A 14714-nucleotide genomic window follows, 5' to 3' on the forward strand; every position below is an offset into this window, starting at 1 on the left:
CCACTGCATTCCTCCCTTCGCCCCCCATCTTGTTCTCATGTCTAACCCCCCCCCCCCCCCCCCCGCCGCGCCCGCCGCGCGCCGCCCCCCCCCCCCCCGCCCCCCCCCCCCCCCCCCCCCCCCCCCCCCCCCCGCGCCCGCCTCGTGGTTCAGGGGGCCGCCCGGCTCATGCCGTGTGGATCTCCAGGGCGGCACGCACGGCGGACTCCACGGCTCCCTCGATCCACGCCGGCTTGACGGACGTGTGATCCCCGGCGAAGTGCAACGGCCCTTCGCGTACGGGGATGACGGGCAGCAGCTCCGTGTGCTGCCCGGGCAGGAGCACGGACGCCTCCCCGTAGGCGTAGGGGTCGCGCAGCCAGCTCTGCGTGCGGCCCGCTCCGGTGTAGAAGACCTCGATGCGCCGGCCGTAGACCTGCTGGAGGCCGCACAGGGCGTGCGGGTACCGTGCCTCGTCGTCCAGGGAGTCCCAGCGCAGCGCGTCGTCCGCCCAGCTGTAGGACGCCAGGACCACGCCCCCCGCGCTGCCCGGAACCGGATGGGAGGGGTGGAACATGAACCGGTTGGCGTTGTCCGACACCGATCCGCCTCCCACGACGTCGACCGCCTCCGGCTGGTCGCGCATCAGCGCTCGGTTGGCGGCGTAGTGGGTGCGCTGGCCCGCTGAGATGTGCCCGTCGGGCACCGAGGGATGGGCGCCGAGCAGGCTGCCGTCCGCGGTGGCGCGACCGGTGCGGTAGGCGTCGTACAGGCCCGGCTCGACGGCGTTCAGCTCTCGCTTCCAGTCGGCCTCGCCGAACTCCCACCAGCGGCGGCTGAACTCCAGCAGCACCTTGGTCGCGCTGTCGTAGTGCAGCTCGCAGACGGCGCGGCGCTTGCCGTACGACATGGGCGGCTCGATCTGCACGTGGCGCAGTCCGGAGAACGGCACCGTCACCACGGCGACGTCCGCGGTGAACTGCTCGCGTACGACGGGCCCGTCACGGCCCTCGGACACGGTGTCCACCCACACGTGCGGTCCCTTGCCCCGGACGTGCTCGGTGTCCGACGAGGCGCGGTCGGGGTGGTGGTACTCGATGCGCGTGACACGGCGGTCGAACCGCACCTCCTTGCGCACGCGTTCCAGCAGGGCGTCCGGCAGTACGGCCGTGCCGCCCTCCAGTTCGAAGAAGGGCGTGTCGGGGCTGATGAGGGAGGAGCCGATGAAGCTGTGGATGAAGGACAGCGGGAGGCGGGAGGTGAGGTTCTCCAGGGTGCCGATCAGGTCGATGGTCCGCTCGTCGAGGCCGGCGTGCTCGGTCAGGAAGCGGAACATCGACCAGTCGCCGAACCGCTGCACCACGCGGGCCCAGCCCTTCAACTGCTCGGGGAGCGGTTTGCCGACCCGTTTGCCGTCGCGGCCGACGTGACTGAACTCGTCGCGCACCGGGTCCAGTACGGAGCGCAGGATGGCGGCGGCGGGGGTGTCCCAGTGGGCCCGGGGGACGCCGAAGGACCGGTTTACGCGCCGGGGCGCGCGGGCGTAGTCGGCGCGCCGCACGCGGATGCCGTTGACGTGGATCCAGGTGCGGTGGGCGGGGCGTCCCTCGGTGTCGACGTCGACGTAGTGGAAGCGCCGCTTCTTCAGGTCGAACTGGTCGATCAGCTCCATCACCAGGGGATGGCTGCCGGGGATGCGCATCGCGCCCGCCTCGGCGTACTGACGGGGATCGGCGAAGGGCTGTCCGGCGTGTTCGTGGCCGCCGTTGCGGAAGGTCTTGACGCGTCCGCCCGCGCGGTTGCCGTTGGCCTCCAGCACCGTCACCCGGTGGCCGGCCTTCTTCAGCAGCCAGGCGGCCACCAGTCCGGCCGGACCGGCGCCGATGATCAGGACGTCCCTGGGGCGGGTCCGCCGGCGTGCCGGCAGTCCCTCCTGGAGGACGCGCCGGTAACGCGGGACGAGGGGGTGGTCGTCGGAGTCCAGGACGAGCAGTGCGCGGGCGACGGCGAGGCACCGGTCGAAGTCGGGGCCACGGCTGTCGTCCGGGGCGGCCGGTGCGGGCAGGGCCGCGGCGGCACCGCCGGTCAGGGCCGTCGCCACTGTGGCCGTGCCGGCCGCCACCGTGAAGCTCCTCCGGGAGAAGCCGTCGTCCGAGCGCACCACCGCGTGATCTTCAGTCATGGCGGTCTTTGTACTGGCGGTTGTGACCGGATGCCCGTCTTTCGTACCGGAGTTGACCCGAAGGAGCGAAGCGGCGACGAACCCTGACGTCACGGCGGGCCGGCCGGTGCGGACGGCTCGGGGAACCCGAAGGAATGAATGCCGGGCGACCCCGTGATGCCGTCGCGATCTTTCCCGCACACTGCCAGGTGCGTATCCACATCCGTGCTCTCCGGCGGGCTCGCGCGGCGCGTCACGTACGCGGCGTCGTCCCGGGCCCGCAGGAGTGCGGGGCGACCAAGGGGGGAAGGGTGGCGCAGCCGCGCACTCGGTTCGGCGACAGGGCCCGCTACTGGTTCGACAGCACGCTGACCCGCGGTGCCTCCGCCCTCGTAGGCTGGATGGCGCTGTTGTGTCTGGCCGTCGTCGTCCCGGCCAGCGCGGTGCTGGTGTGGACCGACCCCGACGCGCCGGCGTCCCTGACGGACCGGTTCGCGCAGGTGTGGCGCCTGACCGGGGAGACACTGCGGCTGGGCGGTTCGACGGGTACGCCGCTGCGGGTGACGTTGTCGCTGCTGCTCGCACTGGTCGCCCTGCTGTACGTCTCGACCCTCGTCGGTCTGATCACGACGGCGCTGACGGAGCGGCTCACCGCGTTGCGCCGGGGCCGTTCCACGGTGCTCGAACAGGGGCACGCCGTGGTCCTGGGGTGGTCGGAGCAGGTCTTCACGGTGGTGGGCGAGCTGGTGACCGCCAACGCCAACCAGCGGCGGGCGGCGGTGGCGGTGCTGGCCGACCGGGACAAGACCGCCATGGAGGAGGCCCTGAGCACGAAGGTGGGGCCCGGCGGCCGTACGCGGCTGATCTGCCGCAGCGGTCCCACCACCGACCCGGCCGTGATCGCTCTGACCAGCCCGGAGACGGCCGGTGTCGTGCTGGTGATGCCGCACGACGAGCCGGACGCCGACGCCGAGGTGGTCAAGACACTGCTGGCGCTCAGGGCGGCCCTGCCCGGAGAGGCCGCCCTTCCGCCCGTCGTCGCCGCCGTCCGGGACGACCGCTACCGCCTGGCCGCCGGTCTCGCCGCCGGGCCGGGCGGCGTCATCCTGGAGAGCGACACCGTCACCGCCCGGCTGATCGTCCAGGCCGCACGCCGTCCCGGGCTCTCCCTGGTCCACCAGGAACTCCTCGACTTCGCCGGCGACGAGTTCTACCTGATCGCCGAACCGGCCCTGGCCGGGCGGCCGTTCGGCGACGCGCTGCTGTCCTACCCGACGTCGAGCGTCGTCGGGATGGTGCGCTCGGGCACTCCCCTGCTCAACCCGCCGGAGCAGACGCTTCTCGCCGCGGACGACCTGCTCGTCGTCATCTCCCGTGACGACGACACGGTCCGGCTCGGCGACTGTGCGGAGCTGGTCGAGAAGGGGACGATGGTGTCCGGGCCGCCGGCACCCGCGCGAGCGGAGCGGGTTCTCCTGCTGGGCTGGAACCGCCGGGCGCCGCTCATGATCGACCAGTTGCGCCGCCGTGCCAGGCCCGGATCCGCCGTCGACGTGGTGGCGGACGCTGACGAGGCGACGGTCCGGCAGGTGGACGAGGCCGACGCGCACGGCGGCACCGGCCTGGCCCTGACACTGCACCACGGGGACGTCACCCGCCCCGAGACCCTGCGGCGTCTGGACGTCCACTCCTACGACAGCGTGATCGTGCTCGGCCGGGACCCCGCTCCCGGACAGCCGCCGGACGAACCGGACAACCGCACGCTCGTCACCCTCCTGCTGCTGCGCCGACTGGAGGAGGCCACCGGGCGCGAACTGCCGGTCGTCACCGAGCTGATCGACGACCGCAACCGGGCGCTGGCCCCCATCAGTCCCGGCGCCGACGTGATCATCAGTGGCAAGCTCATCGGCCTGCTCATGGCACAGATCTCCCAGAACCGTCACCTGGCGGCGGTGTTCGAGGAACTGTTCTCCGCCGACGGCACCGGGGTCCGCCTGCGGCCGGCCACCGACTACGTACTGCCCGGGTGTGAGACGTCCTTCGCCACGGTCGTCGCCGCGGCACGTCATCGCGGCGAGTGCGCCATCGGTTACCGGAGCCACGACGGCCCGTCGACGGGTTCCGGACACGACGTGCGGGTCAACCCGCCCAAAGCCGAACGGCGCCGGTGGACGGCCGCGGACGAGGTGGTCGTCATCGGCAAGGACTGACGGACGGTTCCGCTCGGCTGGTTCAGGGCGGGACAGGCCCGCGGGCCAGGAGCACCGGGCCGCCGGAGGGCGCGTGCAGGCCCTCCCCCTGAGCGACACCACCGGCTCCCCGCGAGCCGGTGATGCCGTGGCCGTGTGCGCCCCGGAACGCCTCCACCCGTCACTCGCCGGGGACCGGGGGCATGCGCGTCCCGACCCGCGCGGCCATGTCGCGCAGCCAGATGTGGGCGGCGTCGTGGGTGTGCACCGGGTGCCACCAGAGGGCTTCCCGCAGGGGCACGGCCTCGTACGGCGGTTCCATCAGCCGCACCGCGGCGACCGGTGTCAGCAGCCTGGCCAGGCGCGCCTGGATGAGGGCGATGCGCCGGGTGCCGACGATCATCAGGGGCAGCAGCTGGAAGCTGTCGACGGAGACCTCCACGCGCGGCTCGATGCCGAGCATGCCGAGCTGGCGCACCGCGGGGGCGTCGTACGTGCGCTGGTACGTCACCCACGGCAGCCGGGCCAGGTCCCGCCGGGTGAGCCGGTCGTCGACGTCCGGGTGGTCGGCGGCGACGAGGAGGACCCAGTGGTCGTCGTAGAGGTGGGTGGCGGGGAAGCCGCTGATGATGCCGTGCGGCATCAGGAGGCCGTCGGTGGCGCTGAGCAGGGTGGCGGTGTCGTCGACCACGGTCGGGGGCGTCTGGGTGAAGCGCAGCCGGATGCCGGGGGCCTCCTCGTGGACGACGCGGGCGAGTTCGGCGCCGAAGACGGCCACGGCGTAGTCGGAGGCCACGAGTTTGAACTCGCGGTTCTCCTTCGCCGGATCGAAGTCGGCCTGGCTGGAGAAGAGGCGTTCCAGCACGTCGTAGGCGGTGGAGGTGCGGTCGAGGAGGACCTGGCCGAGGGCGGTGAGCTCGTAGTGGCCGCCGACGCGGTCGAGGAGGGCGTCGTCGAAGTGGCGGCGCAGGCGGGCCAGGGCGGCGCTCATGGCGGGCTGGCTGAGGCCGATGCGCTGTCCGGCCCGGGTGACGTTGCGCTCCTCCAGGAGGGCGCGCAGGGCGACGACGAGGTTGAGGTCGAGGCGGGCCAGGTTCACGGTCTTCCCCTTGCGGTGCGGCGGCGAAACCAGGAGCAATAAACGCCATGGATGCCGGTTATCCACAGAATCGATTTCCCTGATCGCGGGTGGCGGGTCCAGATTAGTGGCACCGCAATCAGGAGGACATGTTCGTGAAACCTGAAGCCGCGTCCCCGCTCTTCGCGGGACCGTTCGCCCTCGCCACTCTCTCGGCCCAGGACGGGCCGGCCTTCCCCGCCCTCGTGACCCCCGACGCCCGGGCCCTCGATCTCCGGACCGCCTTCGGCGACGAGCGGCTGACCGTCCTGGGGCTGCTCGGCCGCTGGGAGACGGCACTGCCCCGGCTGCGCGCGCTGGCGGCCGACACCGGCCTCGACCGCACCCCCGTCTCGGACCTCCGCGTACACGCGCCGGTCGAGCCGCGTCAGGTGCTGCAGTCGGGGGCGAACTACCGGCAGCACGTCATCGACCTGCACGTCGCGCACCGGGCGCCCGGTGACGACCGGCCGGAGAACGAGCGGCGCGCGGAGGCGGCGGAGATCATGGACCGCCGGGCGGCGGAGGACCTGCCGTACGTCTTCATCGGCCTGCCCAGTGCGATCACCGGCCCGTACGACGACGTCGTCCTCCCCGCGTGGGCCGAGCAGCCGGACTGGGAGCTGGAGCTGGCGGTCGTGATCGGCCGGCCCGCCCACCGGGTCTCCGTGGAGGAGGCGCTGGACTGCGTGGCGGGGTACACGATCGCCAACGACCTCACCGACCGCGCCACCGTCTTCCGCCGGGACATGCCGCAGATCGGCACCGACTGGCTGCGCAGCAAGAACGCGCCCGGCTTCACCCCGCTCGGCCCGTGGATCGTGCCCGCCGAGTCGATCGCGGACCCCGGCGACCTGCGGGTCACGCTGAAGCTGAACGGCGAGACCATGCAGGACGAGTCCACCAGGGACATGATCTTCGGCGTGGCGCGCATGGTGGCGTACGCCTCGCAGACGGCGCGGCTGCTCCCCGGGGATCTGGTGCTGACCGGGAGCCCGGCCGGCAACGGCATGCACTGGGGGCGGCTGCTGCGCGACGGCGATGTCATGGAGGGCTCGGTCACCGGTCTCGGGGTCCAGCGCACCCGTTGTGTCGCGGAGGGCGCCGCGTGAACCGCCACGACCCCGAGGGCGCGATCGCCGAGGCCGCCGAGGCGTGTTCGAACTGGGGCCGTTGGGGCGAGGACGACCGGCTCGGCACCCTCAACTTCCTGGACGAGGGCAAGCGCCGCGAGGGCGCGGCGCTGGTACGGCGGGGCGTCAGCTTCTCGCTCTCCCAGCGGTTCGACATGAACGGCCCGCAGAAGGGCTGGCGGCGGCGCACCAACCCGGTGCACACCATGCTGGACACCGGCACCGACGCCGCCCTCGGGAACCAGGGCTTCCCGCACGGCATCGGCGGCGCCGACGACGTCATCGCGATGCCGCTCCAGTGCTCCACCCAGTGGGACGGGCTCGGCCACATCTTCGACCACGGCAGGGCGTGGAACGGGCGGGCGGCCGAGAAGGTCGTCACCTCCGACGGCGACCTGGTCACCGGCATCGAGCACATGGCTCCGCACGTGGCCGGACGCGGCGTACTGCTGGACGTGGGCCGGGTCGTCGGCGAGGACGGCGAACTGCCCGACGGCTTCGCGATCACCGAGGAGCACCTGGCGGCGACCGCCGCCGCCCACGGCGTGGAGGTCGGCCGCGGTGACATCGTGCTGGTGCGCACCGGTCAGCTCGCCCGCGTACGCCGGGAAGGCTGGGGCGAGTACGCCGGCGGCCCCGCACCCGGGCTGTCGTTCACCACGGCCGGCTGGCTGCACCGTACGGAGATCGCCGCGATCGCCACCGACACCTGGGGCTTCGAGGTCCGGCCGAACGAGTTCGAGCACGCCTTCCAGCCGCTGCACCAGGTGGCCATCCCGAACATCGGCCTGCTGATCGGCGAGATGTGGGACCTGGAGGCGCTCGCCGAGGACTGCGCCGAGGACGGCAGGTACGACTTCTGGCTCACCGCCGCACCCCTGCCCATCACCGGCGCGGTCGGCTCCCCCGTCAACCCGATCGCCGTCAAGTAACCAGCGGAACAAGGGAGTTCCTCAATGAGCACAGCCCGTAGAGTCCTGGTGATCGGCGGCGGCGCGGCCGGCAACGCCGTCACCGTCCGGCTGCGCCGGGCCGGCGTCGACGTGGACCTGATCGAGGCCAAGGACGACTGGAACGCCACCGCCGGCTCCGGCATCACCCTCCAGGGCAACGCCCTGCGGGTGCTGCGCGAACTCGGCGTGTGGGAGCGGGTGGAGGCGTCCGGATTCGGCTTCGGCTCGGTCGGCATCACCGCCCCCGACGGCACCGTCCTGCACGTGCAGGACGACCTGCGCACCGGCGGTGACGACCTGCCCGCCACCGTCGGCATGCAGCGCCCCCAGCTCCAGCAGATCCTGATCGACGCCGTCCGAACGAGCGGAGCCACCGTGCGGCTCGGCACGACCGCTGAAATCCTCGCCCAGGACACGGACGGGGTCTCGATACGGTTCTCCGACGGCACTGAGGGCCGGTACGACCTCGTCATCGCCGCCGATGGCCTCGGTTCCAAGACCCGCGCGGCGATCGGCATCAGTGACAAGCCCGAGCCGACCGGCATGGCCATCTGGCGCGTCGCCGCTCCGCGCCCGGCCGGCGTGGTCCGCACGGACCTGGCCTACGGCGGCCCGGCCTACATCGCCGGCTACTGCCCGACCAGCGAGACCACCCTGTACGCGTACGTCGTCGAGGCCAACCGCGACCGCGCGTCGATCCCGCCGGAGTCGTACGCCGACGAGATGCGCCGGCTGGCCTCCTCCTACGGCGGCTTCTGGCCGGAGATCACCGAGCACATCACCGACCCGGCGAAGGTCAACTACACCTGGTTCGACCGGATGCTGGTCGAGGGCTCCTGGCACCGCGGCCGGGTCGTCCTCGTCGGTGACGCCGCCCACTGCTGCCCGCCGACCCTCGCCCAGGGCGCCGCCCTGTCCCTGGAGGACGCCCTCGTCCTCGCCGAACTGCTCACCGGCGGCCGGGAGTGGGACGACGCGCTCTTCCAGGCGTACCACGAGCGTCGCGCCCCGCGGGTCCGGGCGGTGGTCGAGGCGTCCGTGCGGATCGGGCAGTGGCAGCTCGACGGCGTCCGTGACGCCGACGTGCCCGGCCTGATGGGCCGCACCATGACGATGCTGCGGGAGGCGCCGTGACGGGGCCCACCGTGGACGTGCACGCGCATGTCCTGCTGCCCGAGGTCGAGGCGCTGGTGGAGGGCCTGCCGGGCCTCGCGGAGGCGAGGGCGCTGGACGCCCGGCGCAACGGTCCCGCCGCCCTGGCCGTCAACGGCCCGATGGTGCGGGAGCGCATCGCGCGGCTGACGGACGTCACGGTGCGGCTGGCCGCCATGGACGCGCAGGGCGTGGACGTGCAGCTGGTCAGTCCCTCGCCCTCGCACTACCACTACTGGGCGGACGAGGAGACGGCCGGGAAGGTGTACCGGACCGCCAACGAGGCGACGGCGGCGCACTGTTCGGCCGCCCCGGACCGGCTGCGCGGGCTCGGCCTGGTACCGCTCCAGCACCCGGACCTGGCGGTCCGTGCCCTGGACCACGCCCTGGAGCAGGGCCTGGCCGGGGTGGAGATCTCCAGCCACGCCCCCGGCCGGGAACTGTCCGACCCCGCGTACGAGCCGTTCTGGACACGGGCCGAGGAGACCGGCGCGATCCTCTTCCTGCACCCCTTCGGCTGCACCCTGGACGAGCGGCTGGACCGGTGGTACCTGTCCAACACCGTCGGCCAGCCGGTGGAGAACGCCGTCGCGCTGTCCCATCTGATCTTCTCCGGGGTCCTCGACCGGCATCCGGGGCTGAAGGTGATCGCCGCGCACGGCGGCGGTTACCTGCCCACCCACATCGGCCGCAGCGACCACGCCTGGTCGGCCCGCTCCGACGCGGGCGCGGGCTGCGCCCACCTGCCCAGCAGCTACCTGAAGCGCCTGTACTTCGACTCCCTCGTCCACGACCCGCACGTGCTGCGGGAGCTGGTCCGGGCCGCCGGGGCGGACCGCGTCCTGCTCGGCTCCGACTTCCCCTTCGACATGGGCACCGAGGACCCGGTCGCCGCCCTGCGCGCCGCCCGTCTGCCCGAGGCCGACTTCGACGCCGTCCGCGGCGCGAACGCCGTCGCACTCCTGAGGAAGGACTGACACCATGCGTCTGCTCACCCACCTGCGCCACGTCGACCTGGCCGTGCCGGACTACGACAAGCAGCTCGACTTCTACTCTGGCGTCTGGGGCCTGACCAAGGTCGCCGAGGACTCCGGCATCTCCTTCCTGGCCGCCGAGGGCTCACCGGAGCAGTACGTCGTCCGGCTGCGCAAGGCCGACGAGAAGCGCCTCGACCTCGTCTCCTACGGCGCCGCGAGCGCGGCCGACGTCGACACCCTCGCCGAGCGACTGCTGGCCGGCGGCGTCCAGCTGATCTCGCGGCCGGGGAAGGTCGACACCCCCGGCGGCGGTTACGGCTTCCGCTTCTTCGACGTCGACGGCCGCACCATCGAGGTCTCCGCGGACGTCGAGGTCAGGCAGCACCGCAGGATCGAGGAGAAGGAGTCCATCCCGGTCAAGCTCTCCCACGTCGTGCTCAACTCCCCCGACCTGGACCGCACTCGCGAGTGGTACGAGCGTCACCTCGGCTTCGCCCTGTCGGACACGCTCAGCTCGCCGCACATGGGCGAGGTCATGCACTTCATGCGGATCAGCAACCAGCACCACTCCATGGCGCTCGCGAAGGGCCCGCACACCTCCCTGCACCACATCTCCTTCGAGATGCGCGGCATCGACGAGTACATGCGCGGCTCCGGCCGCGTCATCCGCGCCGGGTACAAGAAGATCTGGGGTCCGGGCCGGCACATGGCCGGGGACAACACCTTCACCTACTTCCTCGACCCGCACGGCAACACCGTCGAGTACACCACCGAGCTGGAACTCCTCGACGAGGACACCTGGCACCCCCACGTCTACGACTTCTCCCAGCCGGAGGTCACCGACCAGTGGGGCACCGCCAACCCCATGAACGAACTCGTCGCCAAGGAGTCCTTCAACGACCCCGACCGCGGCGTCTTCGTCGCCCCGCCGGTCTGATCCCGCCCCCGCTCCCGGGAGCGCGGAGGGCCTGTCACCTGCCCTGACTCAGCCCCGCCGCGCCCCCGGGCCCCGCTCTCCAGGAGCCTCACCATGCGTTTCGCCGCCTACGAACACCATCACCGCCGCCGCGTGGCCGTCGTGGAGGACGACGGCACCCTGCTGCCGCTGCCCGGCGTCACGTCGCTCACCGACCTGCTGCGGGAGTCGGGCGGGCTGCCCGGCCTGCTCGCCGCGGGCGCGGCGGCGCTCGACGTGCCTCCCGGCCCGAACGTGTCGCAGGTCCGCCTGCTGCCTCCGCTCCAGCCCGCATCGGTACGGGACTTCGTCACCTTCGAGGAACACGTCGAAGGCGTACGCCGCTCCGTCGACGGCTCGGCCGGCGTGCCCGAGCAGTGGTACGCGGCACCGACGTTCTACTTCACCAACCCGCACGCGGTCTTCGGCGCGCACGACGGCGTCCCCGTCCCCCCGGGAACGGCGGCGCTCGACTTCGAGCTGGAGGTCGCCGCGGTCATCGGCCGTGAGGGCCGCGACCTCACCCCCGAGCAGGCCCGCGACCACATCGTCGGCTACACCGTCTTCAACGACTGGTCCGCCCGTGATCTGCAGTCCGCCGAGATGAAGGTCGGCCTCGGCCCCTGCAAGGGCAAGGACACCGCCACCACCCTCGGCCCGTACCTGGTCACCGCCGACGAGCTGGAGCCGTACCGGGACGCCGACGGCTTCCTGCGCCTGGCGCTGACCGCCGAGGTCAACGGCGAGAAGGTCGGCGAGGACCTGCTGTCCCACATGAGCTGGACCTTCGAGGAGATGACCGCCTACGCCTCCCGCGGCACCCGGGTCGTCCCCGGTGACGTGCTGGGCTCCGGCACCTGCGGCAACGGCGGCTGCCTCGCCGAGCTGTGGGGCCGGCGGGGCGAGCAGACCCCGCCGCCCCTGAGGCCCGGCGACACCGTCACCCTCACGGTGGAGGGCATCGGCACCCTCGCCAACACCGTCGTCCCCGGCGCGGAGCCCGTCCCCCTGCCGGCCGGCCGGCGCCGGACCCGGGAGCGGCCGTGACCGACCCGCACGCCAAGAGGCTGCTCGGCAAGGTCGTCGTCGTGACCGGGGCGGCTCGCGGGCAGGGAGCCGCGGAGGCGGAGGCACTCACCCGCGAGGGTGCCCGCGTCATCGCCACCGACATCACCGACGCGCCCGGCTGCCGTCGGCTCGACGTCACCAGTGAGCAGGACTGGGCCGAACTCGCGGCCGAACTGCGGGAGTCGTACGGGCAGGTGCACGGCCTGGTCAACAACGCGGGCATCACCTGGCGCGCCCGCGTCGGCGAGGTGCGCCCCGAGGACATGGCACGCGTCCACGCGGTCAACGTCACCGGTCCGCTGCTGGGCATCCAGCACCTCGCACCGCTCATGCCGGCGGGCTCCTCCGTCGTCAACGTCGGCTCGTCCGCGGCCCTCACGGCGCACTACCCGGTCGCGTACACGACCAGCAAGTGGGCGCTGCGGGGCCTGTCGCACACCGCCGCGCTGGAACTCGGGCCGCGCGGCATCCGCGTCAACACCATCCATCCCGGCTACATCGAAACCGAGATGACCGCCTCCGCCGCCCCGGCGTTCCGTGCGGCCAACATCCGCGAGACCCCGCTCGGCCGCACCGGGACGGTCGACGAGGTCGCTCCGCTGGTGGTCTTCCTGCTGTCGGACGAGTCCTCGTTCATCACGGGCGCCGAGATCCCCGTCGACGGCGGGCTCACCGCGCACGGCGGCGTCAAGTCGGTCTCCGACGCGTTGCGCGAGGGGGCCTCGTGAAGCGGCTGGAGGGCAGGGTCGCCCTGATCTCCGGCACCGCTCGCGGTCAGGGCCGGGCCGCCGCGCTGCGGTTCGCGGCCGAGGGCGCGCTCGTGGTGGGCGGCGACCTGCTGCACGAGGAAGCCGTCGAGACCCAGCGGCTGATCGCCCGCGAGGGCGGCACCGCCCTCACCCCCGGCCCCCTCGACGTCACCGACGAGGAGTCCGTGCGCTCCTGGGCGGCGGAGGCCGTCGACGCCTTCGGTGGCGTCGACATCGTGTACGCCAACGCCGGTGCCGTGCGTTTCGGGCCGGTCGACAGCCAGCCGTACGAGGACTTCGCCCTCACGGTGCGCGCCGAGCTGGACTCGGTGTGGCTGACCGTGCGGGCGGCCTGGCCGCACCTGATCGCCGGTGGCGGCTGCGTCCTCACGGTCGGCTCCACCGCGGGGCTGACCGGTTCGCTCACCAACCGGCGCACGGCGCACTCGGCGTCGAAGGGCGGCGTGATCGCCCTGACCCGCCAACTGGCCGCCGAGGGAGCGCCGTACGGTGTCCGCGCCAACTGCGTCAGCCCCGGGATGATCGACACCGAAGGCTCCCGTGCCGACCTCCTCGCGGAGGACCATCCGATGCGCTCCATCGCCCGGCACATCCCCCTCGGCCGCACCGGCACACCCGACGACGTGGTGAACGCGGCCGTCTTCCTCGCCTCTGACGAGGCGTCGTACGTCACGGGCGCCAACCTGGTCGTCGACGGCGGCTGGTCGGCCGTCCTGCCGGGCGCCACCCCCTGAAAGGAACCCAGTGGTGAACAAGGTCCGCGGCAGCGCCGCAGAGGCCGTCGCCGACATCCCGTCCGGTGCCTCACTGGCCGTCGGCGGCTTCGGCCTCAGCGGCGTGCCCGAGGTACTGATCCGCGCCCTGTACGCGCAGGGCGCGTCCGGTCTGGAGGTCGTCTCCAACAACTGCGGCGTGGACGGCCGCGGCCTGGGCGTGCTGCTCGCCGCCGGCCGTATCGCCCGGGTCACCGGCTCCTACGTGGGCGAGAACAAGGAGTTCGCCCGGCAGTACCTCAGCGGGGAGCTGGAGGTGGAACTGACTCCGCAGGGCACACTGGCCGAACGGCTGCGGGCCGGCGGCGCGGGCATCCCCGCCTTCTACACGCCGGCCGGTGTCGGCACCCAGGTGGCGAAGGGCGGACTGCCCTGGCGGTACGCCCCGGACGGTACGGTCGCCGTCGCCTCCCCGCCCAAGGAGACCCGTGACTTCGCGGGCCGCCCGCACGTCCTGGAGCACGGCATCACCACCGACTACGCCCTCGTACGGGCCTGGCGCGGCGACCACCACGGCAACCTGGTCTTCCGCCGCGCCGCCGCCAACTTCAACCCGCTCGCCGCCATGGCGGGCCGCGTCACCGTCGCCGAGGTCGAGGAACTCGTCGAACCGGGCGAACTGGCCCCCGACGCGGTCCACCTGCCCGGCGTCTACGTGCAGCGGATCGTGGCGCTGAGCGCCGACGAGGCCGCCGACAAGCACATCGAACGCCTGACGATTTCCGCGTCTTCGACACGAGGGACCGTACGCCCATGAGCTGGACCCGCGACCAGATGGCCGCCCGTGCCGCCGCCGAGCTCGCCGACGGCTCCTACGTCAACCTCGGCATCGGCCTGCCCACCCTCGTCCCCGGCCACCTCCCGCCCGGCGTGCACGTCGTCCTGCACTCGGAGAACGGCATCCTCGGCACCGGCCCCTACCCCACCGAGGACGAGGCCGACCCCGACCTGATCAACGCCGGCAAGGAGACCGTCACCGTGCTGCCCGGCGCGAGCTTCTTCGACTCCGCGCTCTCCTTCGGCATGATCCGCGGCGGCCACATCGACACCGCCGTGCTCGGCGCCATGCAGGTCTCCGCGACCGGCGACCTGGCCAACTGGATGATCCCCGGGAAGATGGTCAAGGGCATGGGCGGTGCCATGGACCTGGTGCACGGCGCCCGCCGCGTCATCGTCCTGATGGAACACACCGCCAAGGACGGCACCCCGAAGATCCTCGAGGACTGCACCCTCCCCCTCACCGGCGAACGATGCGTCCACCGGATCATCACCGACCTCGGCGTCCTCGACGTCACCGCCGACGGCCTCACCCTCGTCGAGACCGCCCCGGGCACCAGCGTCGAGGACATCACCGCCCGCACCGCCGCACCCCTGCGCACGGACGGCGTCGCGGCGTGCCCGAGGGGCGTCCGGTCCCGGTACTCGGCGGGAGGGGACGGCCCGCGTGCGGACCGGCCGGCCGCCCATTAGCGTGGGGAGCGTCGGCG

Annotated in this window: 13 protein-coding genes; 11 read left to right on the forward strand and 2 right to left on the reverse strand. The window is 72.7% G+C overall.

From position 1 onward, the window contains the following. Positions 1-166: 166 nt before the first annotated feature. Positions 167-2161, reverse strand: coding sequence for a flavin monoamine oxidase family protein (locus ACIA6T_RS05810; protein ID WP_399445318.1), 1995 nt, complete (start codon positions 2159-2161; stop codon positions 167-169). A 290-nt stretch (positions 2162-2451) separates the two neighbouring features. Between ACIA6T_RS05810 and ACIA6T_RS05815 the strand changes: the two genes are divergently transcribed. Next, a complete protein-coding gene (locus ACIA6T_RS05815) occupies positions 2452-4350 on the forward strand; it encodes an NAD-binding lipoprotein (RefSeq protein WP_399445319.1) in 1899 nt (632 codons plus the stop codon). A gap of 160 nt (positions 4351-4510) precedes the next feature. Here ACIA6T_RS05815 and ACIA6T_RS05820 read toward each other — a convergent pair whose 3' ends face one another. Further along, positions 4511-5428, reverse strand: coding sequence for a LysR family transcriptional regulator (locus ACIA6T_RS05820; RefSeq protein ID WP_399445320.1), 918 nt, complete (start codon positions 5426-5428; stop codon positions 4511-4513). Between the two features lie 128 nt (positions 5429-5556). On the opposite strand from ACIA6T_RS05820, the gene ACIA6T_RS05825 reads away from it, so the two are divergent. From ACIA6T_RS05825 to ACIA6T_RS05870, 10 genes are all read left to right on the forward strand, one after another. Continuing rightward, positions 5557-6558 carry a fumarylacetoacetate hydrolase family protein gene (locus tag ACIA6T_RS05825; protein WP_399445321.1) on the forward strand — a complete coding sequence of 334 codons (1002 nt, stop codon included), beginning with the start codon at positions 5557-5559 and terminating at the stop codon, positions 6556-6558. Continuing rightward, positions 6555-7511: a cyclase family protein gene (locus tag ACIA6T_RS05830; RefSeq protein WP_399445322.1), complete on the forward strand. Its 957-nt coding sequence runs from the start codon at positions 6555-6557 to the stop codon at positions 7509-7511. The genes ACIA6T_RS05825 and ACIA6T_RS05830 overlap by 4 nt, the downstream gene beginning before the upstream one ends. A 24-nt stretch (positions 7512-7535) precedes the next feature. After that, a complete protein-coding gene (locus ACIA6T_RS05835; protein ID WP_399445323.1) occupies positions 7536-8666 on the forward strand; it encodes an FAD-dependent oxidoreductase in 1131 nt (376 codons plus the stop codon). Next, on the forward strand, positions 8663-9661 hold the full coding sequence (locus ACIA6T_RS05840; RefSeq protein WP_399445324.1) for an amidohydrolase family protein: 999 nt from the start codon (positions 8663-8665) through the stop codon (positions 9659-9661). Before ACIA6T_RS05835 ends, ACIA6T_RS05840 begins: the two co-directional genes overlap by 4 nt. Positions 9662-9665: 4 nt before the next feature. Then, positions 9666-10598, forward strand: a complete 933-nt coding sequence (locus tag ACIA6T_RS05845) for a VOC family protein (RefSeq protein WP_399445325.1) — start codon at positions 9666-9668, stop codon at positions 10596-10598. A 93-nt stretch (positions 10599-10691) separates the two neighbouring features. Further along, a complete protein-coding gene (locus ACIA6T_RS05850) occupies positions 10692-11663 on the forward strand; it encodes a fumarylacetoacetate hydrolase family protein (RefSeq protein ID WP_399445326.1) in 972 nt (323 codons plus the stop codon). Then, positions 11660-12412, forward strand: a complete 753-nt coding sequence (locus ACIA6T_RS05855) for an SDR family NAD(P)-dependent oxidoreductase (RefSeq protein WP_399445327.1) — start codon at positions 11660-11662, stop codon at positions 12410-12412. The genes ACIA6T_RS05850 and ACIA6T_RS05855 overlap by 4 nt, the downstream gene beginning before the upstream one ends. Beyond that, positions 12409-13188 (forward strand): SDR family NAD(P)-dependent oxidoreductase, encoded by a 780-nt coding sequence (locus ACIA6T_RS05860; protein ID WP_399445328.1) that lies wholly within the window; start codon positions 12409-12411, stop codon positions 13186-13188. The genes ACIA6T_RS05855 and ACIA6T_RS05860 overlap by 4 nt, the downstream gene beginning before the upstream one ends. A gap of 13 nt (positions 13189-13201) precedes the next feature. Next, positions 13202-13984, forward strand: a complete 783-nt coding sequence (locus ACIA6T_RS05865; protein ID WP_399445329.1) for a CoA transferase subunit A — start codon at positions 13202-13204, stop codon at positions 13982-13984. Further along, positions 13981-14697 carry a CoA transferase subunit B gene (locus ACIA6T_RS05870; RefSeq protein WP_399445330.1) on the forward strand — a complete coding sequence of 239 codons (717 nt, stop codon included), beginning with the start codon at positions 13981-13983 and terminating at the stop codon, positions 14695-14697. The genes ACIA6T_RS05865 and ACIA6T_RS05870 overlap by 4 nt, the downstream gene beginning before the upstream one ends. Positions 14698-14714: the final 17 nt, after the last annotated feature.

Origin of the sequence: Streptomyces sp. NPDC051740 (assembly GCF_044453165.1) — a bacterium.
Classification (GTDB): domain Bacteria; phylum Actinomycetota; class Actinomycetes; order Streptomycetales; family Streptomycetaceae; genus Streptomyces; species Streptomyces atrovirens.

Excerpts from the sequence above, each read along its gene's own strand:
- ACIA6T_RS05810 (WP_399445318.1), bottom strand. The coding sequence starts at position 2,161 with ATGACTGAAGATCACGCGGTGGTGCGCTCGGACGACGGCTTCTCCCGG.
- ACIA6T_RS05825 (WP_399445321.1), top strand. The coding sequence starts at position 5,557 with ATGTTCGTGAAACCTGAAGCCGCGTCCCCGCTCTTCGCGGGACCGTTC.
- ACIA6T_RS05835 (WP_399445323.1), top strand. The coding sequence starts at position 7,536 with ATGAGCACAGCCCGTAGAGTCCTGGTGATCGGCGGCGGCGCGGCCGGC.
- ACIA6T_RS05845 (WP_399445325.1), top strand. The coding sequence starts at position 9,666 with ATGCGTCTGCTCACCCACCTGCGCCACGTCGACCTGGCCGTGCCGGAC.
- ACIA6T_RS05850 (WP_399445326.1), top strand. The coding sequence starts at position 10,692 with ATGCGTTTCGCCGCCTACGAACACCATCACCGCCGCCGCGTGGCCGTC.
- ACIA6T_RS05870 (WP_399445330.1), top strand. The coding sequence starts at position 13,981 with ATGAGCTGGACCCGCGACCAGATGGCCGCCCGTGCCGCCGCCGAGCTC.